Annotated in this window: 21 protein-coding genes and 1 pseudogene; 6 read left to right on the top strand and 16 right to left on the bottom strand. The window is 64.7% G+C overall.

What is annotated here, in order from left to right; translation table 11 throughout:
• Positions 1-2: 2 nt before the first annotated feature.
• The 3 genes from FA04_RS21560 to FA04_RS21550 form a co-directional block, all read right to left on the bottom strand.
• Positions 3-665 (bottom strand): amino acid ABC transporter permease, encoded by a 663-nt coding sequence (locus FA04_RS21560; protein ID WP_034799100.1) that lies wholly within the window; start codon positions 663-665, stop codon positions 3-5.
• Between the two features lie 5 nt (positions 666-670).
• Complete coding sequence (locus tag FA04_RS21555) at positions 671-1333, bottom strand: amino acid ABC transporter permease (RefSeq protein WP_034799098.1); 663 nt, start codon at positions 1331-1333, stop codon at positions 671-673.
• A gap of 66 nt (positions 1334-1399) precedes the next feature.
• Positions 1400-2239: a transporter substrate-binding domain-containing protein gene (locus FA04_RS21550; RefSeq protein ID WP_051659481.1), complete on the bottom strand. Its 840-nt coding sequence runs from the start codon at positions 2237-2239 to the stop codon at positions 1400-1402.
• Positions 2240-2401: 162 nt separating this feature from the next.
• Here FA04_RS21550 and FA04_RS21545 point away from each other — a divergent pair, with 162 nt between their 5' ends.
• Positions 2402-3460, top strand: coding sequence for a D-TA family PLP-dependent enzyme (locus tag FA04_RS21545; RefSeq protein WP_034799096.1), 1059 nt, complete (start codon positions 2402-2404; stop codon positions 3458-3460).
• Positions 3461-3517: 57 nt separating this feature from the next.
• On the opposite strand, the pseudogene FA04_RS21540 reads toward FA04_RS21545, so the two are convergent.
• Positions 3518-3991, bottom strand: a pseudogene (locus FA04_RS21540) (dihydrofolate reductase family protein); the annotation flags it as partial.
• A gap of 237 nt (positions 3992-4228) precedes the next feature.
• On the opposite strand from FA04_RS21540, the gene FA04_RS21535 reads away from it, so the two are divergent.
• From FA04_RS21535 to FA04_RS21515, 5 genes are all read left to right on the top strand, one after another.
• Positions 4229-5230 (top strand): sulfate ABC transporter substrate-binding protein, encoded by a 1002-nt coding sequence (locus FA04_RS21535; protein ID WP_370689622.1) that lies wholly within the window; start codon positions 4229-4231, stop codon positions 5228-5230.
• A 122-nt stretch (positions 5231-5352) separates the two neighbouring features.
• Positions 5353-6213, top strand: a complete 861-nt coding sequence (gene cysT / locus FA04_RS21530) for a sulfate ABC transporter permease subunit CysT (RefSeq protein WP_064817027.1) — start codon at positions 5353-5355, stop codon at positions 6211-6213.
• Positions 6203-7123, top strand: a complete 921-nt coding sequence (cysW, locus tag FA04_RS21525; protein ID WP_112773461.1) for a sulfate ABC transporter permease subunit CysW — start codon at positions 6203-6205, stop codon at positions 7121-7123. Before cysT ends, cysW begins: the two co-directional genes overlap by 11 nt.
• Positions 7124-7154: 31 nt before the next feature.
• Positions 7155-8279, top strand: coding sequence for a sulfate/molybdate ABC transporter ATP-binding protein (locus tag FA04_RS21520; RefSeq protein ID WP_064817026.1), 1125 nt, complete (start codon positions 7155-7157; stop codon positions 8277-8279).
• 163 nt (positions 8280-8442) lie between these two features.
• The gene (locus FA04_RS21515; protein WP_034789931.1) at positions 8443-9807 is read left to right on the top strand and encodes an FAD-binding oxidoreductase; all 1365 of its coding nucleotides are present in this window, start codon (positions 8443-8445) and stop codon (positions 9805-9807) included.
• A 32-nt stretch (positions 9808-9839) separates the two neighbouring features.
• On the opposite strand, the gene FA04_RS21510 is transcribed toward FA04_RS21515, so the two are convergent.
• The 12 genes from FA04_RS21510 to bcsA form a co-directional block, all read right to left on the bottom strand.
• Positions 9840-10349, bottom strand: a complete 510-nt coding sequence (locus FA04_RS21510; protein WP_034789933.1) for an RES family NAD+ phosphorylase — start codon at positions 10347-10349, stop codon at positions 9840-9842.
• Entirely contained in the window at positions 10349-10720 is a 372-nt protein-coding gene (locus tag FA04_RS21505) for an antitoxin Xre/MbcA/ParS toxin-binding domain-containing protein (protein WP_034790287.1), read from the bottom strand. Before FA04_RS21505 ends, FA04_RS21510 begins: the two co-directional genes overlap by 1 nt.
• A 71-nt stretch (positions 10721-10791) precedes the next feature.
• Positions 10792-11577, bottom strand: a complete 786-nt coding sequence (locus tag FA04_RS21500) for a crotonase/enoyl-CoA hydratase family protein (protein ID WP_034789934.1) — start codon at positions 11575-11577, stop codon at positions 10792-10794.
• Complete coding sequence (locus tag FA04_RS21495) at positions 11574-12443, bottom strand: hydroxymethylglutaryl-CoA lyase (RefSeq protein WP_034789935.1); 870 nt, start codon at positions 12441-12443, stop codon at positions 11574-11576. The genes FA04_RS21500 and FA04_RS21495 overlap by 4 nt, the downstream gene beginning before the upstream one ends.
• The gene (locus tag FA04_RS21490; RefSeq protein ID WP_034789937.1) at positions 12440-14428 is read right to left on the bottom strand and encodes an acetyl/propionyl/methylcrotonyl-CoA carboxylase subunit alpha; all 1989 of its coding nucleotides are present in this window, start codon (positions 14426-14428) and stop codon (positions 12440-12442) included. The genes FA04_RS21495 and FA04_RS21490 overlap by 4 nt, the downstream gene beginning before the upstream one ends.
• 15 nt (positions 14429-14443) lie before the next feature.
• Positions 14444-14827 carry a RidA family protein gene (locus FA04_RS21485; RefSeq protein ID WP_034789939.1) on the bottom strand — a complete coding sequence of 128 codons (384 nt, stop codon included), beginning with the start codon at positions 14825-14827 and terminating at the stop codon, positions 14444-14446.
• 10 nt (positions 14828-14837) lie between these two features.
• Complete coding sequence (locus tag FA04_RS21480) at positions 14838-16445, bottom strand: carboxyl transferase domain-containing protein (protein WP_034789940.1); 1608 nt, start codon at positions 16443-16445, stop codon at positions 14838-14840.
• Between the two features lie 44 nt (positions 16446-16489).
• Positions 16490-17653 (bottom strand): isovaleryl-CoA dehydrogenase, encoded by a 1164-nt coding sequence (locus FA04_RS21475; RefSeq protein WP_034789942.1) that lies wholly within the window; start codon positions 17651-17653, stop codon positions 16490-16492.
• A 310-nt stretch (positions 17654-17963) separates the two neighbouring features.
• Positions 17964-20144 carry a cellulose synthase gene (locus tag FA04_RS21470; RefSeq protein ID WP_034789945.1) on the bottom strand — a complete coding sequence of 727 codons (2181 nt, stop codon included), beginning with the start codon at positions 20142-20144 and terminating at the stop codon, positions 17964-17966.
• Positions 20141-21190 (bottom strand): family 8 glycosyl hydrolase, encoded by a 1050-nt coding sequence (locus FA04_RS21465; RefSeq protein ID WP_034789947.1) that lies wholly within the window; start codon positions 21188-21190, stop codon positions 20141-20143. The genes FA04_RS21470 and FA04_RS21465 overlap by 4 nt, the downstream gene beginning before the upstream one ends.
• Positions 21187-23514, bottom strand: coding sequence for a cellulose biosynthesis cyclic di-GMP-binding regulatory protein BcsB (locus FA04_RS21460; RefSeq protein ID WP_034789952.1), 2328 nt, complete (start codon positions 23512-23514; stop codon positions 21187-21189). The genes FA04_RS21465 and FA04_RS21460 overlap by 4 nt, the downstream gene beginning before the upstream one ends.
• Positions 23514-25691, bottom strand: a complete 2178-nt coding sequence (gene bcsA / locus FA04_RS21455) for a UDP-forming cellulose synthase catalytic subunit (RefSeq protein ID WP_034789955.1) — start codon at positions 25689-25691, stop codon at positions 23514-23516. Before bcsA ends, FA04_RS21460 begins: the two co-directional genes overlap by 1 nt.
• Between the last annotated feature and the right edge of the window lie 65 nt (positions 25692-25756).

Raw genomic sequence — 25756 nt, 5'->3', positions numbered from 1 at the left:
CCTCAGGATGGGACAGCGGTCTTGCGTTCGACGTAACGGCCGAAACGCTCGATGCTGTAGTTGATGACGAAATAGAGGAAGCCGGCGAAGAAATAGAACTCCAGGCTCATGAAGCTGCGGGAGATCTGCTCCTGGGTGCGAAGCAGAAGCTCGGCGACGCCGATGATCGACAGAAGCGTCGAGGCCTTGACCATCTCGGCCGCCGTATTGACCCAGGCCGGCAGCGCCTGCCGCAACGCCTGCGGCCCGAGCACGTAGACGAAGGTCTGCGAGAATGTCAGGCCGATTGCTTTCGCCGCCTCCGTCTGCCCCTTCGGGATCGCCTGCAGGGCGCCGCGGACGAGCTCGCCGACATGCGAACTGCAGAAGACCGAGAGCGCCAGGATGCCGGCCTGGAAGGGCCCGAGATCGATACCGACGGTGCTAAGCACATAGTAGCTCGCCAGAACGAGCACCAGCACCGGCGTGCCACGGATGAAATCCGTATAGCCGCGCACGACCCATTGCACCGGGCGATAGCCATAGGTGAGCGCCAGGCCGACGAAGACGCCGAGCACCGTTCCGACGACGATCGACAGGAAGGAGATCGAGATCGAGACACCAAGCCCCTTCAGCAAGGGAATGCGGGCGAGCCAGAGCTGGTCGAGAAATGCTGGAAAATCCATGGCGATCACCTCGGCACGGAGAGACGGCGCTCGACCGCGCGCATCAAGGCGGCCAATACCGAGCAGGTGGCGACATAGAGGCAGCTCGCAACGATCCAAGTTTCGATCACCCGAAAGGTCTCGACATTGATCTTGCGCGCCTCGAAGGTCAGTTCGGGTACTGCGATCGCGGCTGCAAGCGAAGTGTCCTTGAACAGCGAGATCATCGTGCTGCTCAAGGATGGCAGGACGTTGCGCAGCATCAAGGGAAGGATGATCGAGGTGCGTATCTGCATTTCCGTGAGCCCGATCGCCAGCCCCGCCTCGCGCTGCCCCGGCGGAACTGAAAGCAGCCCACCGCGGAAGACTTCGGCGAGATAGGCGCCGGAATAGATCGCCAGCGTCAGCACGAAGCTCTCGATCTTGCCGAGCCTGACGCCGAGCTGCGGCAAGGCGAAGTAGCTGAACAGTACCAGCACCAGGATCGGCGTGTTGCGGATGACGGTCACATAGAGACCGGCCGGCTTGCGCAGGAACAGGTTTTTCGACACCAGCCCGAAAGCGGTGACGAGACCGATCAGGCAACCCACAAGGATTGCCGCGAAGGCGAGGCCGAGACTGAGCGCCAGCCCTTCGAGCAGAAGATCGAAAGAGCGCCAGACGGCGGCAAAATTCAGAGTATAGCCCATGTTTCAGCCACCCATGCCGAAGGACGCAGGACGACCCCGCAGGCGGCGGGATCGCCCCGGAGAGGCTTACTTGTACTCGACCGGGAATCCGATCTGCGGCGGAGCAAGGTCCTTGCCGAACCAGGACTTGAACGACTTCGCATAGAAATCGAACTCGACGCCGGTCATCGCCTCGTGCAGTGCGGTGTTGACGAAGTTCAGCCAGTCCTGGTCGCCGCGCTTGACGCCGCAGGCATAGGTCTGCGGGTTCCAGCCGTAGCCGGCATCCTTATAGCGGTTGGGGTTCTGCGTCATGTACCAGGCGAGCGACGACTGGTCGGTGGCGACCGTGTCGGCACGACCGGATTCCAGCGCCTGATAGATAAGGTCGACGGACTCGTACTGGTCGACCGTCGCTTCCGGCAAGGCGGCATGCACCATGGCCTCGGCATAGACGTTTTGCAGGACGGATACGGTGACGGACGAGCCGCCGGCCTTGAGCGCAGCGTAGTCAGCATATTTGCCGTCGGCCTTCAGCATCAGGCCCACGCCCTCGCGATAGTAGGGAATGGTGAAGGCGATCTGCTGCGCGCGCTCACCGGTCACCGTCATGAACTGGCAGGTGATGTCCACCTTGTTCGTGGTGATGTTCGGAATGCGGGCGTCGGACGACTGGTTGACGAACTCGATCTTCTCCGGATCGCCGAAGAGGGCCTTGGCGATGATGCGCCCCATGTCGACATCGAAGCCCTGCAGCTTGTCGTCGGCGCTCTTGAAATGCCACGGCGCATTGGTGCTGCCGGTGCCCATGACCAGATGGCCGCGGGCGATAACTTCGTCCAGCTTGCTCGCCGGCTCCTGGGCCAAGGCCGAGCCGGCCATAGCCATGACTGCGACGGCAGCCGCTGCAAAAACGGTCTTGCTCATTTCATTCCTCCCTTTTTTAGCCTCCCCACCATTATTCTATTACTATGCATCATAATCTTGAATAATGGATTGACGTATCAAAGGCCCGCGGTCATATCTTGTCAAGGGCAGTTGAGGTAGTTTCGCCCCGATCCTGCGCCGCCCAAGAGGAGTTGAGTCGCGATGCCCCTGCCGATCGAAACCCCGGCCGTTCTCGTCGATCTTGAAATTGCCAAGCGCAACATCGAGCGCTTTCAGGCCTATGCGGATGAGCACGGCATTCGCGTGCGCCCCCACATCAAGACGCACAAGCTGCCGCAGATGGCCGAGCTTCAACTTCAAGCCGGCGCCATCGGCATCACCTGCCAGAAGGTCACCGAGGCGGAGGCAATGGTTGCGGGCAGCGACCGGATCAAGGACGTGCTGATCACCTACAACATTCTCGGCGACGCCAAGATGGCGCGGCTGGAGCGGCTCAATGACCGCGTTTCGCTCTCGGTCGTCGCCGACAGCGAAACGGTCATCGACGGGCTCGCCGGCTATTTCGCCGACAAGGACAAGCCGCTGCACGTGCTTGTCGAATGCAACACCGGCGCCGATCGCTGCGGTGTCGGCTCCCCGGCAGAGGCCGCCAAGCTCGCCCGCCGGATCGAAGAGGCAAAGGGGCTCGTGTTCGGCGGCCTGATGACCTATCCGCCCGTCAACGGCCAGGCGAAGGTCCAGGCCTTCATGAGCGAGGCGAAGCAGTTGATCGAGGCCGACGGCATCACTGTCCCCGCCATCACCTCAGGCGGCACGCCGAGCATGATGCATGCCGACGGCGCGCCTGTTGCCAGCGAATACCGCCCCGGAACCTATATCTACAACGACCGCTCGCTGGTTTCGCGCGGCGTCGCCGGCTGGGACGAGTGCGCGCTGACGGTGCTTGCGACCGTCGTCTCGGTCCCCTCCGAGAACCGCGCCATCATCGATGCCGGCAGCAAGGTGCTGACCTCGGATCTACTCGGCCTCACCGGCTACGGCCACGTGCTCGGCCGCGACGACATCCGCATCGACCAGCTCTCTGAGGAACACGGCCGCCTCGTCACCGACGGGCCAATCGGGCTCAAGGTCGGCGAGCAGCTGAGGATCGTGCCGAACCACGCCTGCGTCGTGACCAACATGTTCGACGCCGTCCATATCGTCGAAGGCGACAGGCTGAAGGATATCTGGCCGGTAGTGGCGCGCGGCCACGTGCTTTAGCCGGTCGCCATAGTTGAGCGGCGCGTTTGCCGCGCCGCCACTCTTGACGCTCCGCGCTCAGCGGACCCGGTCATAAACGAGCGCGATCTTGCCCCGCTCACCCGTCTCCTGGTGCGCAACGCGCCACGTCGTGCCCGGCAGGCCGTCCTCGAAGAGCCGCGCGCCACCTCCTGCAATCTCCAGGCAGATCAGCAGATAGGGCCTGTCGATCATGTCGGCCGAAAGGAGCGACTTGATGAGGCTGGCGCTGCTGTTGACGAGAATGTCACCTTCGCCGGACGCCTTGAGGTCTGAAACGACGTCCATCACCGATCCATTCGCGATCCGCGTGCGCTCCCAGGGAGCTTCGGTCAGCATCCTCGAAAACACCACCTTTTCCGCCACGACCAGCCCGTCCGCATAGCCGCGGTCGCGAGAGCAGGCCGCTTCGTCCCCGGCAACCGCCGACCAGTAACCGAGGAAGTCTTCGGCGTTCAGCCGGCCGAGCACGGCCGTCGTCGCCTCCTCGCAGATGCGCGCCAAATATTTCCGCCGCCGCGCATTTTTTCTGGACAGCCGCTTCGCGCTCTCCATGTATTCTGTCGTTGGTTTGGCGCGGTCGCGGAGGCGGTTGCAGGCAAACCGTTCCCGAAAAGCCCGACAAAACGATAGGACATTTCCCCATAGCTGCTTCTGGCGTCATCGGTTTACGTTGTAGCAGTCGACAAAATTGATAGTTTTATCTGGTAACCAATGGAGGTCGAAATGGTCTTTGGACGAATTACCGGAATGGTGGGACTGGCAATCGTGCTCGGAGGCCTGCAGCTGGGAGCTGCAAGTGTTGCGTTTGCCGACACGACGATCCTGAACGTGTCTTATGATCCGACACGAGAACTCTACAAGGACTTCAATGCTGCCTTTGCCGAGAAGTGGAAGGCGGACACCGGTGAGACCGTGACGATCCAGACGTCGCACGGCGGTTCGGGCAAGCAGGCCCGCTCGGTCATCGACGGCCTGCAGGCCGACGTCGTGACGCTGGCGCTCGAAGCGGACATCGACGCGATCGCCAAGGAAACCGGCAAGATCCCGGCAGACTGGAAGACGAAGTTCGAAAACAACAGCGCGCCCTACACGTCGACGATCGTGTTCCTGGTGCGCAAGGGCAACCCCAAGGGCATCAAGGACTGGGGCGATCTGGTCAAGCCCGATATCCAGGTGATCACGCCAAACCCGAAGACCTCGGGCGGCGCGCGCTGGAACTTCCTCGCTGCCTGGGCCTATGGCCGCTCCGCCAATGGCGGTGACGACGCCAAGGCGCAGGAATATGTGACCGAGCTCTTCAAGCACGTGCCGGTGCTCGATACCGGCGCGCGTGGCGCTACGACGACCTTCGTGCAGCGCGGCCTCGGCGACGTGCTGCTCGCCTGGGAAAACGAAGCCTACCTGTCGCTCGAGGAACTCGGCCCCGACAAGTTCGAGATCGTCACGCCGTCGATCTCGATCAAGGCGGAGCCGCCCGTAGCGCTCGTCGACGGCAACGTCGACACCAAGGGTACACGCAAGGTGGCGGAAGCCTATCTCGGCTACCTCTACAGCGATGCCGGCCAGAAGATCGCGGCCAAGCACTACTACCGGCCGTTCAAGCCGGCAGCGGCAGACCCGGCCGATATCAAGCGGTTCGGCGAACTGAAGCTCGTCACCATCGAAGACTTCGGCGGCTGGAAAGAAGCCCAGCCGAAATTCTTCGGCGACGGCGGTGTCTTCGACACGCTCTACAAGCCGGGCCAATAAAACCTGAACAGCGCGCGCAGCCGGCGAGCCCGGCTGCGCGCGCTGCTTCGCGTCGCGCCGGGCCGAGCCCTCGAGCGAAGCGCGTTTCATCGTGCCGCGTAAAGACTGCAAAGGTAGTGCCATTGACGGATGCGACGAAGACTGCACCCTGGCGATTTCGCCAGCCGAGTGTTTTGCCTGGATTTGGATTGTCGCTCGGGATCACGCTGAGCTGGCTGGTTCTGATCGTGTTGATCCCGCTGTCGGGTCTGGTGTTTCGCGCCAGCGGGCTCGGCTGGGCGCAGTTCGTGGCGCTGGCGCTTGATCCGCGCACGCTCAATGCCTTGAAGATCTCCTTCGGCACGGCCTTTATCGCCGCCGTTATCAATCTCGTCTTCGGCGTCATCCTCGCCTGGGTATTGGTGCGCTACCGGTTCCCCGGCAAGCGGGTGATCGACGCCATGGTCGACCTGCCCTTTGCGCTGCCGACCGCGGTTGCCGGCATTGCGCTGACGACGCTCTATGCCCCGAACGGCTGGATCGGCCAGTTCCTGGAGCCGCTTGGCCTCAAGATCGCCTTCACTCCGGCCGGCATCGTCATCGCCCTGATCTTCGTCGGCCTGCCCTTTGTGGTCAGGACCGTGCAGCCGATCATGGAGGAGATCGACAAGGAAGTGGAGGAAGCTGCAGCCACCCTTGGCGCCAGCCGCTTCCAGACGATCAGCCGGGTGCTTTTGCCGGGGCTCTTGCCAGCCGGCCTCACCGGCTTTGCGCTCGCCTTTGCCCGTGGTGTCGGCGAATACGGCTCGGTGATCTTCATCGCCGGCAACCTGCCTTACGTCTCCGAGATCGCCCCGCTGCTGATCGTCATCCGGCTCGAAGAGTTCAACTATGCGGCTGCGACAGCGATTGCCGCTGTCATGCTGGCGATCTCGTTTGCCATGCTGCTCCTCATCAACTCGATCCAGGCCTGGAGCCGGCGGAGATATGTCTATGTCGCATGACCTGACCGCCGCCTCAGCACCCAGTCCCGGTCTCAGTCCGGCCTCCGGCCCTCGCGCCGCCCTGCCGGAACTGGCCGCTGCCACCTCCGAAAGCCGCTTTGCCCGGCTGACGCTGACGATCACGGCGCTCGCCTTCGTCGCACTGTTTTTGCTTTTGCCGCTCGCCGCCGTCTTTACCGAGGCGCTGCGCAAGGGCGTGACGGAATTCGTGCTGGCCCTTGGCGATGCCGAAACCTTTTCCGCCATCCGCCTGACGCTGATCGTCGCCGCCATCGCCGTGCCGCTCAACCTCGTCTTCGGCGTGGCCGCCGCCTGGGCGATCGCCAAGTTCGAGTTCAAGGGCAAGGCCTTCCTGACGACGCTGATCGACCTGCCGTTCTCGGTCTCGCCGGTGATCTCCGGCCTCGTCTTCGTGCTTCTGTTCGGCTCGCACAGTGTCCTTGGTCCCTGGCTGCAGAGCCACGGCATCCAGATCCTCTTTGCCGTGCCGGGCCTGGTGCTCGCCACCGTCTTCGTCACCTTCCCCTTCGTCGCCCGCGAGCTGATCCCGTTGATGCAGGAACAGGGCAGTAGCGACGAGGAGGCAGCCTTGTCTCTCGGGGCATCGGGCTGGCAGACCTTCTGGCATGTGACGCTGCCCAACATCAAATGGGGGCTGCTTTACGGCGTGCTTTTGTGCAACGCCCGCGCCATGGGCGAGTTCGGCGCCGTCTCGGTGGTGTCCGGCCATATCCGCGGCGAGACCAACACCATGCCGTTGCAGGTCGAAATCCTCTATAATGAATACAACTTCGTCGCCGCTTTCGCGGTGGCGGCGTTGCTGGCGCTGCTGGCGCTGATCACCCTGATTTTGAAGACGGCGCTGGAGATCCGCTACAGCGCCGAGATCGCCGCCAGCCGCAGGCACTGACCGGGAAAGCCGGCATTCGAAAGGTATTGTCATGGACGTGCGCGTTCACAACATCCGCAAGGAATTCGGCCGCTTCCCGGCGCTCGACGACGTCTCGCTCGACATCCGCTCCGGCGAGCTGATCGCGCTGCTCGGCCCCTCCGGCTCCGGCAAGACGACGCTTCTGCGTCTCGTTGCCGGGCTCGAAAGCCCGACCGAAGGCACGATCTTCTTCGGCGACGAGGATGCCTCGCAAAAGACCGTGCAGGAGCGCAACATCGGCTTCGTCTTCCAGCACTATGCCTTGTTCCGCCACATGACCGTGCTCGACAACGTCGCCTTCGGCCTCAAGGTGCGGCCCTCCAATCGCCGCCCGCCGTCGGCCGAGATCCGCAAGCGCGCCCTCGACCTTCTCGACCTCGTCCAGCTCTCCGGCCTCGACAAGCGCTATCCGGCGCAGCTCTCGGGTGGCCAGCGCCAGCGTGTGGCGCTCGCCCGCGCCATGGCGGTGGAACCGAACGTGCTTCTGCTCGACGAGCCCTTCGGCGCGCTCGACGCGCAGGTCCGAAAAGAACTGCGCAAGTGGCTGCGCGACATTCACGACCGCACCGGCCACACGACGATCTTCGTCACCCATGACCAGGACGAGGCGCTGGAGCTCGCCGACCGCGTCGTCGTCATGAGCAAGGGCGTGATCGAACAGGTCGGCACCCCCGACGAGATCTACGACCATCCGGTCTCGCCCTTCGTCTACGGCTTCATCGGCCAGTCGAACTGCCTCAATGTTACGCTGCAGAACGGCGAGATCTGGTTCGAGGATCGGCCGATCGGGCTGCGCGCCCCGTCCGAGCCCGACGGCCCCGCGAAACTGCACTTCCGCCCGCACGACATCGAACTGATCGACGGCTGCGGCGGTTGCCTTGCCGGCCTCGTTGCCGCCAGCCGCCGCGTCGCCGGCACCCGTCATCTCGAACTTGACCTTGGCCGCAACCATCCGCATGTCGAGATCGAACTCTCGCCCGAACGCGCCGCTGCCGGCGACCACAGCCGCATCGCCTTCCGACCGACAAAGTGGAAACTGTTCAGGGAGGAGCAGGCGAATGCGGCCGCAACGCCGGAGCCGCCGGCCGAAGTGGAGACCGCCGAACCGTTTGAACTGGCACGCACCGGCAGCTGACCGGTCGCGCTCCTAGCCCAGTTTCACCCGTCTCGTCATGCCTAGCGTGCAAGCGCGCCGACAACGACGGGCTGAGAGTCGCCGTGCGGATATCGGTTTGCTTCGCGATGCGCTAAGCAAGGATACCCGCTGCCGACAATGGCTGCGGAACCAGGAGAAGCGCATGACCATCGTCGACGACCTGAAACAAGCCCTCGGCGACATCGTGCTCACCGGCACGCAAATCGGCGAACGCCACCGGAGCGACGCCAGCCTGACCGGCCGGGAGCTGCCCAAAGCCGTGATCCGCCCGACAAGCAGTGGCGAGATCGCCACGGCCCTCCGGCTCTGCAACGAGAACGGCCAAACGGTCGTCGTCCAGGGCGGCCTGACCGGACTTGCTGGCGGCGCCAATGCCGGCAAGGACGCGGTGGTGATCTCGCTCGAGCGTTACACCGGCATCGAAGAGATCGACCCACAGGCAGGCACCATGACTGTGCGGGCCGGAACGCCGCTCGAAGTGGCGCAACGCGCCGCCGAAGACGCCGGTTTCCTGCTGCCAATCGATCTCGGCGCCCGTGGTTCCTGCCAGATCGGCGGCAACCTCGCCACCAATGCCGGCGGCATCCGGGTGCTTCGCTACGGCGTGACCCGCGACAACGTGCTCGGTCTCGAAGCGGTGCTCGCCGACGGCACGATCATCTCGTCGCTCAACAAGATGATCAAGAACAACACCGGCTACGACCTCCGGCAATTCTTCATCGGCTCCGAAGGAACGCTCGGCGTGATCACCCGCGCGGTCCTGCGCCTGCGGCCCTTGCCCGCCGGCCGGCTGACGGCGCTCTGCGCTCTCGAAAGCTACGACGATCTGGTCGCCTTCCTCACGCGCTGCCAACGCCGCCTGCCCGGCCTCTCGGCCTTCGAGGCGATGTGGGAAAACTACTTCCGCTTCAACGCCGAGGCGGAGAAGCTGAAGTTCTTCGATGAAATCCCGCCCTTCGCGGTGATCGTCGAGCAGGATCTGCTCGGTGATGCCAGCGAGCGTGACGGCTTCGAGGCCTTTCTCGGTGAGGCGCTTGAAGATGGGATCATTGCCGATGCGCTGATCGCCCAGTCGGAGAAGGAAAGCCGTTCGTTCTGGAGCGTGCGCGAAGGCCACGCGATGGACAGCCAGCTGCCGGCGCTCGTCAACCTCGACGTCAGCCTGCCGATCGGCGATATCGGCCGCTTCGCCGCGGAATGTGGTGCGGCTCTATCTCAACGGTTCCCGGCCGCCCATGTCTCTTTCTTCGGCCACGTCGCCGACAGCAACCTGCATATCGCCTTTTCGGAGCCTGACAGCGACGCGGACACGCCGCATATCGTCGACGGCATCGTCTACGAAATCGTGCGGCGCTACAAAGGCTCGATCTCGGCCGAACATGGCATCGGCACGCTGAAGCGGGATTTCCTCGACCATTCGCGCAGCCCGGCCGAACTCGAACTCATGCACCGGATCAAACGGGCGCTCGACCCGAACGGCATCCTCAATCCGGGCAAGGTGATCTGAGGCAGCCTCATCGCCACGCAAACGGCTCAACTTCAGAGCCAGGACGCCGGCGTTTTCGGCAGGCGCCCTTCGGGATCGATAACCTTCAGTTCGGAACCCTCGCCCGCGTTCCAGTGCCACAGCGCGACGCAGGTGCCGCCGGGCGACATGAAGGACGGATAGATCAGGCCATCGAAGCCTCGGTCGCTCAACGCCAGTTGCAGCTGGTGCGTCTCCGGCACCAGACCACGATCGAGCGCATCGCGCCATTCGCATCGGTGGATTTCTTCGGTGAGACCAAGGTCGGAAAGGATCTCCGGCGCCGTCAGATCGGCAAGACGGGCAAAGCGGAGTTCAAGCTGGGCGATCAGCGCCGGGTGTTGGACGAAACCCTGATTGTATTCGGCCCAGGCGGTCGAGAGCTCGCGGGCGGCGTAAATCGTCGGCGTTCCAACGGGATTCCACCTCCCACCGTACCGCCCTGCCCCTTCGCCCGAGAGCGGCGCATGCGCCCAGCGCGGCACATAAGCGCGCCAGAGGCGCACCGGCTCACCAACCGCCATCAGGCGTAGACACCGGAACGCACGGCTTCGAGATAGGCGAGCACCTTGTCGGCCTTGCCCTCGCCGACGAGATCATAGGCGGTCTTGCCGGCCCAGCCGGGGATCGGCTGGTGCTTGAACCAGATGACGGCGCGGCTATCGTCGCCCGCCATTTCGCCGGCTATGGCAAGGATACGGACGACGCTGCTCAAGGCCGCATCGACCTTTCGGGCACTGGACTTCGCCGTCAGCGTGTTGCGCGCGACACCGATCAGCTTCGCGAGTTCGGCAAGCGTCACGCCAAGGCGTTCGGCGACCAGCCGAGCGGACAGGAAGGACGACTGGCTCTCGCCGTAGTGGGCGGTGGAGATGTTGAGACCGACAGCAGCCATGACAGGATCCGCACTTGTTTTGATCATCGTGTTATCAAAGTAAGATCAAAACATGCCCAAATCAAGGACGCCTATCGCCGCCAGGCGGGCTCGCGCTTGTCGAAGAACGCGCCGACACCCTCACGCGCCTCATCGGATTCCCAGCAATCGGCAAGCTGTTCGATGGTCGCGGCAATGGTCTTTTCGGTGATTGGAGCCCCAAGCGAGCGAGCCAGTCGCTTGGCCCGGCCGGTGGCCTCCGGCGCGACCGCCAGATAGGGCTCGATCTCCGCTTCGATCGCCGCATCCAGCGCGTCGGCGGTGACAACGGTGGTGGCGAGCCCCAAGGCGCGCGCCTCCTCCGCACCAAACAGACGGGCGGACATGAACAGCGGCCGCGCCTTACCCTCGCCGATGCGGGCGACGACATAGGGGCTGATGGTCGCCGGGATCAGGCCGAGACGTGTTTCGGTCAGGCCGAACTTGGCGTCGGTCGAGGCAACCGCCGCGTCACAGATGCTCATGAGGCCAACGCCGCCGCCAAAGGCATTGCCATGCAGGCGGCCGATCATGGGCTTCGAGATCTCGTTCAGCCCCTTGAACATCATCGCCAATCGCGTCGCCTCAGCAATGCGAGTCGCCCTGTCTGCATCGAACTGCTCGCGCATCCAGCCGAGGTCGCCGCCGGCGCAGAAGCTGCGGCCCTCGCCCTCAAGGATAACGACGCGGACAGAACGGTCGGCCGAAAGCTGCTCTGCCGCCTCGGTCAGTTCGCCGATCATCCGCGCCGAAAGCGCGTTGTGCTTCTGCGGCAGTGCCAAGGTCAGCCGCGCGACACCGCGTGCATCGGTTTCGATCCGGATCGTTTCGAAGGTCATGATCCCGTCCTTAAGGTCCGCGCGAAAGCGGCGGCCTGTTCGAGCTTCGCTACGTCGAGCCCCGTCGCAAAACCCTTGGCCGTTACGAAGGCGTTGACGGCGAGCGTGTCGACATTGCCGGCAGCACCCGGCGCATAGGGGCAGCCACCGAGACCGCCGGCCGAACCGTCGAAGACCCTGAGGCCGCGGTCGAGCGAAACGGCAATGTTGTCGAGCGCGCGGCCGGAGGTGTCGTGGAAATGCCCGGCGAGCCTGTTGGCCGGAATGCGCTCCAGCACCGCGGCCAGCATCGCGTCCACCGCCTCCGGCGTGCCGCGGCCGATCGTGTCGCCGAGACTGATCTCGTAGCAACCGAGATCGTCGAGCAGGTCGGCGACGCGGGCGGGGCTCGCTGGGGCGATCGCACCCTCATAAGGGCATTCGACAACGCAACTCACATAGCCGCGCAGCAGAATTCCTTTTTCCCGGCACAGTTCGGCAACCGGTAGGAACCGCTCGATGCTCTCGGCGATCGAACAATTGATGTTCTTTTGCGAGAAGGTTTCGGAAGCCGACGCGAAGATCGCCACCTCGTCGGCGCCGGCTTCGAGCGCGGCTTCAAGACCGCGCATGTTGGGCGTCAGCACCGCGTAGCGCGTCCCGGGCCGCCTCCGGATGCCGGCCATCACTTCGGCGGCGTCGGCCATCTGCGGCACCCATTTCGGGCTGACGAAGCTCGTCACCTCGATCCGCTCGTAGCCGCAATCCGAGAGCATATCGACGAGACGTATCTTCTCAGTCGTTGGGACGAGCGCGCTTTCATTCTGCAGCCCGTCGCGCGGCGCCATCTCGACGATCGTCACATGCCCAGGCGCCGCTCCGCTCATTCCGCGCTCTCCGGCTGGAGCATCACCAGCACGGCGCCGGCTGTCACCTGCTCGCCTTCGCTGACCTGCACGCTCTCGACCACGCCGGCGCGCGAGGCCGACAAGGTGAGTTCCATCTTCATCGCTTCCATGACCGCAAGCGCCTGGCCCTTCTCGACCGCATCACCGGGGCGGACCCGGATGAGCTTGACGATGCCGGGCATCGGCGCCGAGACCGCGTCGTCGGCGACCTCGCTTGAGTGACCGGCACCAAGCGCGTCCGGCAAGCGAAGTCCGTAGGTCTCACCGTTCAGGAACAGCGTGATCTGCTCGCCTTCGCGCAGGAAACGGAACTCCTGCTGCGCGCCGGCGATTTCCGCCCGGGCGCCATCGGCAGAGCGATGGAGGATAACGACCGGCAGCGCCGCCGTCCCGGTGTGGACGGCGAACTGATCCCGGCCACGGGCCGCCAGCGCCACGGTCGTCCGTCCACCCAGGTGCTCGATCGCGATGTTGCGGTTTGCGTCACCCCAAATCTGCCAATGGCCGAGCGAAGACCAGGGATCGGCCGATCCGTCCGGCTGCAAGGCTCCGGTCGAAATGATGGCCGCAAGCGCGAGGGCCGCATCGTTCGGCACCGGCGACGCCGATAGCCGATCGATCGAACGATCGATCAGGCCGGTATCGGGGTGCCCGGCGCGAAAATCCGGTTCGGCCGCAAGGCGGGCCAGAAAATCGAGATTGGTGACCGTGCCACCGATGCGGCAGGCCCTGAGCGCGTTCTCGAGCCTGGCCAGCGCCGTCGACCGGTTGGACCCGTGCACGATCAGCTTGGCGATCAGCGGGTCATAGAACGGCGTGATCCTGTCTCCCTGCCGGACACCGGCATCGACACGGACGCCCTCCTCCGGAAAGCTCAAGGTCGTGAGATGCCCGGTCGCCGGCAGGAAGCCGCGCGACGGGTCTTCCGCATAGATGCGGGCCTCGAAGGCCCAGCCGTCGATGGCGATCTCGCTCTGGCGTTTCGGCAGCGCTTCACCGGCTGCAGCCCGCAACTGCCACTCGACGAGATCGATGCCGGTGATCGCCTCGGTGACCGGATGCTCGACCTGCAGCCGGGTGTTCATTTCCATGAAATAGAACTGATCCGGCCAGAGTCCGTCGGTCACGTCGGCGATGAACTCGACAGTGCCCGCGCCGACATAGCCGATCGCCTGCGCCGCGCGAACGGCGGCTTCGCCCATGGCGCGCCGCACTTCCGCGGTCATGCCCGGCGCCGGCGCTTCCTCGATCACCTTCTGGTGGCGTCGTTGCAGCGAGCAGTCGCGCTCGTAAAGATGCAGGATGTTGCCGTGCCGGTCACCGAAGACCTGCACCTCGATATGCCGCGGCTTCGTCAGATATTTCTCGATCAGGACCGCGCCGTCGCCGAAGGCCGCTTCCGCCTCGCGGCGCGCCGCCTCCAGCGCAGCCGGAAAGTCGGCGGCGCTGTCGACCCGCCGCATGCCCTTGCCGCCGCCGCCGGCGCGCGCCTTGATCAGCACGGGATAGCCGATGTTCACCGCTTCCCCGGCAAGGAAGTCCGGCTCCTGTGTCTCGCCGTGATAGCCCGGAACCACCGGCACGCCGGATTGCTCCATCAGCGCCTTGGCGGCATCCTTCAGCCCCATGGCGCGAATGGCCGACGCCGACGGTCCGACGAAGGTGATGCCGGCCGCCTCGACAGCTTCGGCAAAGTCGGCATTCTCCGACAGGAAGCCGTAGCCGGGATGAATGGCGTCTGCGCCGACGGAGTGCGCCGCCGCGATGATGCGTTCGGCCACAAGGTAGCTGTCGAGCGCCGGCGCCGGGCCGATGCGGATCGCCTCGTCGGCCAGCGCCACATGCAGCGCGCCGACATCGGCATCGGAGTAGACGGCGACCGTGCGGATGCCGAGGCGCTTGGCTGTGCGGATCACCCGGCAGGCGATCTCACCGCGATTGGCAATCAGGAGTTTGGAAAACATCGGCATCTCCTGGCCCTATTGCGCTGCGATCACATCGATTTCGAGCAACCATCCGGCATCGAAGATGCCGGCGATCGCGACCGTCATGGCGGGTGCTAGCGCGCCGAGATATTCGGCGCGGGCCGCGCGGTTGGCCATGGCGTGTTGCCGATCGGCAAGCAGCACCGTCACCTTGACGATATCGACCTTGGTCATGCCCGCCGCGGTCAATTGCGCGTCGATGTTGGCCCAGACCTGGCGCGCCTGCGCCTCGAAACCCTTCGGCAGCGCGTCTTCAGGCGTCAGCGGCACCTGCCCGCTGACGAAGAGCAGACGCTCGAAGTTCTCCAGGCGAACGGCCTGCGAGTAGCCTCCACGCGGCTGCGGTGCGTTCGGGGCATTGATGTTTTCGCGTTTCATGGCGGTGTCCCTACATCCTGAAGAGGCCGAAGCGCGTGTCTTCGATCGGCGCATTGAGCGCCGCCGACAGCGACAGGCCGAGCACGTCGCGCGTCTTGCGCGGATCGACGACGCCGTCGTCCCAAAGTCTGGCCGAGGCATAGAGCGGATGGCTCTGGCGTTCGAAGAGATCAAGGATGGGCTGGCGGAAACGCGCCTCCTCCTCCTCGCTCCAGGGCGTTCCCGCCCGCTTCAGGGCCTCGCTGCGCACGGTCGTCAGGACGCCGGCCGCCTGCTCACCACCCATGACGGAGATGCGGCTGTTCGGCCAGGTCCACAGGAACCGCGGCGAAAACGCCCGACCGCACATGCCGTAGTTGCCAGCGCCGAAGGAACCGCCGACCAGCATCGTCACCTTCGGCACACGTGCCGTCGCCACCGCCGTCACCAGTTTGGCGCCGTGCTTGGCGATGCCTTCCGTCTCATATTTCCGCCCGACCATGAAGCCGGTGATGTTCTGCAGGAAGACGAGCGGGATCTTGCGCTGGGCGCAGAGCTCGACGAAATGCGCGCCCTTCAGGGCGGATTCCGAAAACAGCACGCCGTTGTTGGCGATGATGCCGACCGGGATGCCGTGCACATGGGCAAAGCCGCAGACGAGCGTGGTGCCGTAGCGCGCCTTGAATTCGTCGAAACGGGAACCGTCCACGGTGCGGGCGATGACCTCGCGGATGTCGTAGGGCGTGCGCAGATCCGAGGGCACGATGCCGGCGATCTCGTGCGGGTCGTAGAGCGGCGGCTCAGGCGTCACCAGCTCGACCGTCAACGGCTTCAGCCGATTGAGTGCCGAAACGGCCCGGCGGGCGAGCGCCAGTGCATGAGCGTCATCGCGCGCCAGATGGTCGGCCACGCCGGAGAGCCGCGTGTGCACATCGGCGCCGCCGAGATCCTCCGCCGAGACGACCTCGCCGGTCGCGGCGCGCACGAGCGGGGGGCCGGCGAGAAAGATCGTGCCCTGGCCTTCGACGATGATCGTCTCGTCGGACATGGCCGGCACATAGGCGCCACCCGCGGTGCAGGAACCCATCACCACGGCGATCTGCGGGATGCCGGCGGCCGACATATTGGCCTGGTTATAGAAGATCCGACCGAAGTGATCGCGGTCCGGAAAAACCTCGTCCTGGTTCGGCAGGTTGGCGCCGCCGGAATCGACCAGATAGATGCAGGGCAGATTGTTTTCCGCGGCGATCTCCTGCGCGCGCAGGTGCTTCTTGACCGTCAGCGGATAGTAGGTGCCGCCTTTGACCGTCGGGTCGTTGCAAACGATCATGCACTCACGGCCAGACACCCGGCCGATGCCGGTGATCAGCCCGGCCGCCGGCGCATCGCCGTTGTACATGCCGTGCGCCGCCGTCATGCCGACTTCGAGGAAGGGTGTTGCCGGATCGATGAGGCTGGCCACCCGGTCGCGCGGCAAGAGTTTGCCGCGGCTGACATGGCGTTCGCGCGCGGTATCACCGCCGCCGGCGGCCGCCACCTTCACCGCGTCTTCGACAGTCGCGATCGCCTCCGCCATGGCCGCCTGGTTTGCCTTGAACGTATCGGAGGACGGAGAAATGTGAGATTTCAGAAGGGTCATCAAGTCCTCTTTCGATCGAGTTCGGCCGTTTCAGTTGGCGGCGGCTACCGCGTCTCGGTGAACAGCTCCCGCCCGATCAGCATGCGGCGGATCTCGCTGGTGCCGGCGCCGATCTCGTAGAGCTTGGCGTCGCGCAGCAGGCGACCCGCCGGGTAGTCGTTGGTGTAGCCGTTACCTCCGAGCGCCTGGATCGCTTCGAGCGCCAGCGCCGTCGCCTTCTCCGCCGCATAGAGGATGCAACCGGCCGCATCCTTGCGCGTGGTCTCGCCGCGATCGCAGGCCGCCGCCACGGCATAGACATAGGCGCGCGCCGCATTCGCCGTTACATACATGTCGGCGAGCTTGCCCTGCATCAGCTGGAACTCGCCGATCGCCTGGCCGAACTGCTTGCGCTCATGCAGATAGGGGACGACCACATCGAGGCAGGCGGCCATGATGCCGAGCGGCCCGGCCGAAAGCACGACACGCTCATAGTCGAGCCCCGACATCAGCACGCGCACGCCACCGCCGATGGTGCCGAGCACGTTTTCTTCCGGCACTTCGCAGTCCTTGAAAATCAGCTCGCAGGTATTGGAGCCGCGCATGCCGAGCTTGTCGAGCTTCTGGCCGGTCGAAAAGCCGGCATAGCCCTTCTCGACGAGGAAGGCGGTGATGCCGCGCGGGCCGGCGGTCGGATCGGTCTTGGCATAGACGACGAGCACGTCGGCGTCCGGACCGTTGGTGATCCACATCTTGTTACCGTTGAGCACATAACGGTCGCCGCGCTTGTCGGCTCTGAGCGTCATCGAAACGACGTCGGAACCGGCGCCGGGCTCCGACATCGCCAGCGCACCGACATTCTCGCCGGAAATCAGCTTCGGCAGGTAACGCGCCTTCTGGTGGTGGTTGCCGTTGCGGTTGATCTGGTTGACGCAGAGATTGGAATGGGCGCCGTAGCTAAGGCCGATCGAGGCCGATGCGCGGCTGATCTCCTCCATCGCCACGCAATGGGCGAGATAGCCCATAGCGGCCCCGCCATGCTCCTCGCCGGCGGTAATCCCAAGCAGACCAAGCTCGCCCATCTCGCGCCAGAGCGGCATCGGAAATGCGTTGCTGCGATCGGTCTCGTCCGCCAAAGGCGCGATACGGTCCGTTGCGAAGCGCCGCACACTCTCGCGCAACGCGTCGATGTCCTCGCCAAGCGCGAAGCTCAATCCGCCCTGAAACATGTCTATCCTCCCATCGTGCCGGCCAGTGCGGTCTCCTCCCACAGCGGCCGGACGATAACGCTCCATCCTCTACGCGGATCGCAGCGAATGCAATGAGATCAACGCCGCGACATGGCCGGACGATAGCACCGCGTTTCGCTAATTTCCTTCCAAAGAGGGGCAAAGCCAAGCACGATATGCAAATCCGGAACCGCCTGCCGATTGCATCCTGTGCGCGAACGAGTTGGCGGGCCCTCGCGCCGAGTCCGGCGGCAGGCGTTCCACTCCTGGTACGGCAGCAGGTGTCGCCGTGACATCGCGGGATCGACGATCAGTTCTTGTTCGGCCAGATTTCCTGGCTGGCCTCGACGGCCGCAAGGCCCTGCATCGCGTCTCTATTGCCGGTGGCGGCAAGCGCCTCGAAGATGCGTCGCGCTTCCGCGTGGTACTTGAGGTTCATGTAGGCGTAGCCGCGCAGCACCATCAGGTCCTGGCGGCGGGTCGAGATCTGCCCGAGCTGATCGAGAAAAAGGATGGCCTCGCGGTAGCGATTGGCATTGAAGGCGGCAATGGCACGGTCGGCGAGGATCGCCGTCTGCAGCTCGTCGACCCGCCCCCGGCTCTGCGTCGACTTGGTCGCCGACACCGCGGCCTTGTTGGTGAGACCAGCGCGCAGGTAGGCCAGGCTCTGGCCATAGGCAGCGTCTTCGCGCATCTGCGACGCAGGCGCCTGCAAGGCCACCTCGAATGCTTCGGCGGCCTCCAGCGGCCGGTTGAGGTCCATCAGGCACCAGCCGCGCGCGAGCGCCGCCTGCGGCGCCATGCCGGCGGGATTGATGGTGGTTCGGCAGCCGGCCCCGCTGCGCACCGATTTCTGCACGACGCCGCCCGTGCGCGGCCTCTGAGCGGCAGGTTGCGCGACCACCTCTGTGACGACGGTGGTACGGGCCGTCGGCTGCGGTTGCGTCCGTTGCACCTCGGCCGTCGGAAGCGGCGCGCGGCTGACTTCGTCGAGCTTCTCCTTGACTTCGCCAAGCCGGGCGATGCGTTCGGAACGGCCCGACCACAAACGCTGGACTTCGACGACGCCATCCTTGTCGTTCAGCTGGTCACGGCTGAGCGCAAGGCCATAGGCCGACGGCTCGTCGTCCGACTTCCAGCGCAGCGCCGTTGCAAACCATTGTGCGGCGGTTGCCGGCTGGTTGAGGGCGCGCGCATACCAGCCGAACTGCTGGGCCGTGGCCGGTTCGCGGGCCTTGGTCGTTTCCTGAGCGATCCGCGCCAGCACGGCGGCATCGAGGGCGACCGGCGGATCGATTGCCAGCAGATTGGCAGTCGCCGCGAAATAGGTCGCAAGGGCATCGGGCGAGCTATCGCGCCACGGGTAGAGTACTGCCTCGGCCTCGAGCGGTGCCTTGCGCGCGATCAGCGTCAGCGCCAGCCCCTGCGCGGCGGAGGCGCTGTCTTCCTTGTCATGGGCACGGCGGAACCATTGCTCGGCGGCGCTCATGTTGTCGCGGCGCAGCTGATACCAGCCCAGCAGCAGAGCGTCGCTTGCCGTGCCACCGGTCTCGGCCAGTTTTTCGACGCGCTGGACGTACTTGGGATCAACCGCAAGCGCTTTGTCTCCGTCACCTTCGGCAACGAAGCGCCGGGCGAGATCGTCACGGATGCTTTCGAACTCCGGCACGCCCTCCGGCGTGGTGCGCTCGAGCGCGAGCAGATCCTGCAGGGTCGCGTAGGACAGCACAGCGGCAGCCTTCTGCACGGTGGCGAGCCGTTCCGGCGCATTGTCGCAGCTCTTCAGCACATAGAGATAGGCATCGCGGGCCCGGTCCGGCCGCTTGGTCTCGGCAAAGGCCTGCGCCACATGCCAGAGCACATCCACTTCCGAGCAGGTCAGAAGGCTCGGCGTGCTCGCAGCAATCGAAATCACGGTTTCATACTGCTTGAGCTCGGAGGCGTTCACCAGCCGGGCGCGAGCCTCGGCGACGTTGAGGCGCTCGAGCAGGTCCGATGGCGGCTGCCAGGCGGCTTCCTTCGCCTGACGCTCGGCGATCGCCTTGCGCACTTCGGCGTAGCGGCCTTCAGAGTAGAGCCGCCACATGGTTTCGAGCGCGACGTCGTTGTTGCGCGGCACAGCCAGCGGATCGGCGGGCGGGACCCAGTCGGGATAAAGCGAGCGCAGGCGCGAGATTTCCGCCTGCAGCCGTGCGGTATCGCCCTTGGCGGCAAAGTAGCGAAGCGCCGATTCGTCGACGACCGACTGCGGCTTGCTTGTGCTTTGTGCTTCCTCCGACGGCCTGTCGGCCTGGGCCACCTCGGTGAATTGCGGCGGCGCGCCGCGCGCGCCCTGGCCGGCGCTGCCGCCGACGGCGGGCGCCTCCTGGCTCTCACCAGTCAAGCTGCCGAGTTTCTTGTTGTCCTGGCGCAAGAAGCCGCCATCGGTCAGTCCGGCAACCCCGATCGCCGTAGTCATCACAGCGGCAATGGCAACGATTGAGGACTTCATAGACACTCCGGACGCTTCTCCCTCACGTAAGACAGCCCTAACAGGTGCAGCGTGGAAGGGTAATATTGCGTCGGGCTGAACACCTTGACGCTGTCGGGTATCGGAACCCTGTCCAAGACACAGGCCAGAATATGGTTAACAAATCGATAACCGGGGTCCGTGAGGCTGGTTTGAACGGCCCCCGTAGAGGCGTCGCTGAGGACCAATGCGTCGTTGTCGCCGGCCATTCCCGCCCGCAGCCGCGCCATCAGATCGCGGCCACCCATGTCCGCCCGGGCGAGGTAGAGCGGGATCCGCAAAGCGTTATAGCCGAACTCGGCGGGAAAGCCCTGGGCTGGCTTCGGCATCGCACGCAGGCTGACCCAGTCGGCCGGCAGTTTTCTCGGGCCTGATTGCAGGGCATTGATAAAGGCCAGGCCGTCATCCGAGAGCGCCTTCCAGCGCGGCGACGGCGCTACCCGATCAAGTGCGGGAAAAGCCTCGAAGATCCAGTAGGACGGATTGACCACCGGGCCATCCGGGCGATCGGTCGTGCCGAAGCCCGTAACGCCGGGCAACAGCAGCGTTCGCCCGCCATGATCGAGCAGGGTGTTGTCGAGGATGGCCTTGGCGATCCTCGATGCGGCCTGCAGGTAATCCTGCCGCTTCCAGCGTTCACCGGCGAGCACCAGCGCATAGGCGATCAGGATGTCGCCGTCGGTGGCATTGTTGATGTCGATAATGTGCGGCGTTTCGGTGGCACTCCACTTCCACGCCGCCAGCCCATCGTCGCGCAGCAGCAGCTCACGGCGCGTGAACGACCAGATCAGCGCGAAGTCGGCCGGGTTGTCGGCCAGCACGGCGAGAAGCAGGCCATAACCCTGTCCCTCGCTATGGCTGACATTGCCATTGGCGTCGTCGATGATCCGGCCACCGGAATCGAGGAACCGCGCCTTGTACTGGTCCCATTCCCCAGCCTTCACCGAGCCCGCCTGTTCGTCGGCTCCGGCCGCCATCGGCAAAAGGAGCGCAAGCAATCCGGCGAGAAGCGCGGTCCGCCACTTCATTGGCGCCGCCCCAGGCGGGTCAGCATCGAGGATGTTGCCAGCCCCAGAAGCACCGACAGCACGATCAGCAGCAGGGCATAGACCATGATGTTGCTGGACAGCCAGTTGGCAAAGATCAGGCGATAGTTGGTGAGCGACGGCGGCTGCGTCTGGACGAAATCGAATCCGGCGACCGGCGTCGCCTCGATCTTGTCTGTCGCCGGCTCATAGGCCGAGACCCGCCCGGCAAGCTGTTGCCAGCGCGTGACGTCGGCGATCGCCGCCGTGCCCTCACGCAGACGCTTTCCGGTTGGCGCCGTCAGCAGCGTCCAGGTCGCGTCGTCGCTCGGATTGGCGCCTTGCGCAATCACAAGCCCGGCACTTTCCGGCGGAATATAGGCGGCTTGCGCTTCGGGCAGGATACGCAGCGAGCTCAGCGAAATGTCGAACTCCTGCTTCACCCAGGTCTGAAACCCCGTGACCTGGTTGCGCCAGGCGCCGCCGCTCAGGCGCGTGCGCCATTCGTCGATGGCTTTCTGGGTGTCGTCAGGACGGCCGGTGTCCTCCGCATTGCCCCAGGACATCTGCCTGGCGGGGTCGATACCGACCTGTGTCAGCACCGTCTTCGGCAACTGCGGCATGGCGCCGATGAAGATCGCGTTGCGGCTGCCGGCTGCAAGCGGCGATGTGATCACCTCCACCAGCATCGGCCTGCCGCCGGCAACAGCCAGGCGGGCAAGGAAGGTCGCGGCCGCCGACAGCGTGTCCTCGTCGGCACGGTCGAGGAAAAGGGGAACGGCGGCGCTATCACTGCGATAGGGGGCGGCAGCACCGGAAATCGCAGCGATATTCGGCCGGCGACCGATGCGCGCGAAGTCCGGCATTCGCAGTTCGGACGTATCGAAGAGCGCGAAGCGCGGATCGTTGGAGGCCGGCGTTCCCGGCGCGCAGGCCTTGTCCGGCTCGGCGGAGAGCACCGCCTCGATCTCGATCAGGTTCGGACCGGGCTTGAAATGGCGCATCGTTACTTTGATCGGCAGGTGGCGCAGGATGTCGCCTGTGGCCGAGTTCAAAGGGATCGTCGATGCGATGTTGCCGTTGATATAGATGTCGATGTGGCTGCCTGGAAGCACGGCATCCGTATAGGCAGCGTCGAGCAGAAGCGTCGCGTCGCCATAGGCGTCGGCATAGAAATCCGACGGCACGGCTACGGAGAAACGCGTGCGAAAGCGCCGGCCGGTAAATTCGCTGGTCTCCACCCCGAGTTCGGAGAAGCGCAGGCGCGCATTCGTCACGACCAGCGGCGTCTCCGGCAACTGCCAACGCCCGGTGGCGATGACGTCGCGCGGCACGTTGCTCGGGCGGTCCATCGGCTGCGTGATCCCCTCGATCGCCTCCTGAACGGCGGACCAGTCTGGACCGCTGATCACCAGCACCGACGACTTCGTCTTGCCGTCGCGCACGAACATGGCGACAGGGCCGCTCGACGCACCTTCCGGCAGTCGCTCGAGGAACGGCGCCACTTCCTCCGCGGTGCCGACGAGCGCAGTCATCTGCCCGGGTTTCGCGAGTTCAGGCATGGTCTCGCTGAGGGCGAATTCCTGGGCGGGCATCTGGCCGCGCAACGCCATGCCTTGCGCAAGCCGCATCAGAGCTGCCGTTCGGCTCGGCTGCTGGAGGCCGGGTACGACCAGGTTGAACTGCGTCCGGCCGCGCGCATCGAGCCCGACTGCGCGTACGTCGTCGAGACTGGAAAGCGTCGCGCTGTCGCCGGAGGAAAACCGGATGAAGGCCGATTCCGGTGCGATCTCAGTCCACAGTTCATAGGTCGATTCGACCGTGCAGTCCGTGCGGTGGCGTTGGCGAACCTTGACGCGAATATCGTTGGATCCGGCGCGCAGCAACCCGGGCTTCAGGTCGTAGCTCAGCGGCGTGGCGGCCTCCGCCGAGCCGATCGGCTTCTCGCCGGCCAGTTCGCCATTGACGAAGATCGAAAGCGTCGACGCTTCCGGCGCAACGACGATCGCGTTCTGATAGGCGAAATTAAGCGAGGCGGCAGATTGCGCCTGCGCCGGCGTCAGATAGACGGACCAGGTGCGTTCATCGACCTCTCCGGTCAGCGACAGTGCGCTGAACGGGATGATGAAGCGCTTGAAGTCGTCCGGCGGCTTGAGCGTGACGATGGGCTCTGCCGGCCCGGCGTTGCTTCCGGTGTCTGCCGGCGGCTGCAGGATCGGAGCATCCGCCGGGCGCTCGCCGGACATGTCGAAAGGCGACGGCTGCGCCGACACGCCGGTTGCAAGGCTCGCAAGCAAGAGGGCTGGGAGAACGAGGCGCCTGAGCATCAAGCGCCCTCCTTCTGCGCCTCGGAGCCACGCAGGCTGCGAAGGAAGTAGATCATGCCGCGGCTCGTCTGATAGAGCGCCAGCCAGAGGAACCAGAACGTTCCGCGCACCAGTCCCGGATTACCGCGCCGGGCGCTTTGAAACTCGCTCCATTGCCGCGAATTGGCAAAGATCAGGTCGGCGACCAGGCTGTGATGGCGGGCGACCTGCGGCAGGTAGCGGCAGCCCATGATGGTGATATCGCCGGCAACCTCCTTGTTGCGGATCGCGACAGGCAGCGTCTCGGCCACGCCGCTGCCGCTATAGGGCTCGAAGCGGATCCCGCCCTCGGTGTCGGTCGGCAGCGTCGATGCGTCGATGCCGTAGACCTGGACGCGCGCGCCGTGCGCCGAGACATCCTCGATCGTTGCCGGATACCATTTGTCGGCGACCCCGAACTCGCAGCGGCGGCTGACCTTGACGCGCCGGGAGGCTGCCCGCTCGCCGCGCTCCGACACGACGCCGAGCACGCAGCCGGCCATGATCAGGTTCAAGAGGTTCCAGCCGCCGACGACGAGCGTCACGTCTGCCTTGTACGGCTCGGTGTAGACCCGGTAGACCGTCATGAGCAGGGCGACGAAAAGCACCGCGAAGATGACGAAGAACGGCCGGGCGATCTCGGAGAGCCGGCTTTCCAGGATCGATTCATCCTTTGCCGTCACCTTGAAGGTCGGCCGGCTCGGCCGCAGCAGCACAGAGATGACCGCCGGCAGCAGATGCACCGTCTGGGCGAACTCGTAGAGTTCAGAGATCCAGGGCCAGCGGAACGAGCCGTAGAGATAGTTCTGCATCATCAGGTTCACGACCATGTAGGCCAGCGTATAGGCGAGGAACTCGCCGCCAGACGCCGTGAAGATCTCAAGGTCGAAGAACAGATAGAAGAGCGGCGCAAAAAGGAAAATCGTCCGCGGGATCGGAAACAGCCAGAACAGCGTCGACGACATGTAGCAAAGCCGTTGCGGGATCGACAGTCCGCCCTTGAACAGCGGAAAGCGGAATATGAGGATCTGCATCATCCCTTGCGCCCAGCGGCTGCGCTGGCCGATGAAGCTGGCGAAGGTCGCCGGTTGCAGGCCGGCGATCAGCGGGCGGTCGACATAGATGCTGTTCCAGCCGCGTCCGTGCAGCGCCAATGCCGTTTCGCAATCCTCGGTGATGCTCATGCCGCTGAAGCCCTCGGTATCCTCCAGCGCCTTGCGGCGAAGAACGGCGGCCGAGCCGCAGAAGAAGGCGGCATTCCACTTGTCGAGACCGCGCTGGATGATGCCGTAGAACATCTCGTTCTCGCTCGGCATTTTCTCGAAAGTGCGCAGGTTGCGCTCAAGCGGATCCGGGTTGAGGAAGAAGTGCGGCGTCTGCACCAGGAACAGCTTCGGGTCCTGCTCGAAATAGCCGACGGTCTCCAAAAGGAAGTCGCGCGCCGGCGCGTGGTCGGCATCGAAGACCGCAATCAATTCGCCGTCGGAGTGCAGCATGCCGTTGTTGAGGTTGCCGGCTTTGGCGTGCTCGTTGCGCTCGCGCGTGAGGTAGCGCACGCCGAGATCGTCGCAAAGCGCCTGCAGTTCGGCATTGCGGGCGGATGCGCGCTGCGCTTCGACAAGGTTTGCCGAGTTGCGCTTCTGCAGGGTGCCGCCGTCGTCGAGCAGCCACACCGTCAGCTTGTCGGCCGGATAATCCATCGCCTTGGCGGCGGCAAGCGTATTGGCGAGCAGGCCTGCGTCCTCGTTGTAGGACGGCACGAAGACATCGACCTTCGGAAACTTGCCGGGAGAGATCGAACTCGCCTTTCGCGGCGGCAACGGCATCGCCACTACGAACAGGCTGAGCGACAACATCATCACGCTATACATTTCAGCGAGGTAGAGCAGGAAGCCCGGGATGAAGTTTTCAAGCTGGTTGAGCGGCGGCAGCGTGCTTGTAGTGCGCCAATAGACATAACGCAGCACGATCGCCGTACCGAAGGCGAGCGCGATCAGCCGCCAGCGGCCGCCGGCATTGGCAAGCTTGAGCACGGCCATGAAGGTTACGATGAGAACGCTGACGATGAGCTGCGTCTGGAGGTTCACCGGCAGCGTGATGACCGCCATCACACAAAGCGAGAAAAACGCCCAAGCGGCAACCGATCCGATCCTGCTCATACATTTGCCTTCCAGCGTTCGGCATCATGCCACTGGTATTGCCCGACCCATATTCGACCGAGTCT

The sequence above is a fragment of the Ensifer adhaerens genome, assembly GCF_000697965.2.
In the GTDB taxonomy this organism is placed as follows: Bacteria; Pseudomonadota; Alphaproteobacteria; order Rhizobiales; family Rhizobiaceae; genus Ensifer; species Ensifer adhaerens.
The sequence above is the reverse complement of the archived record's forward strand: the minus strand, read 5'-3'. Positions and strand labels throughout refer to the sequence as shown.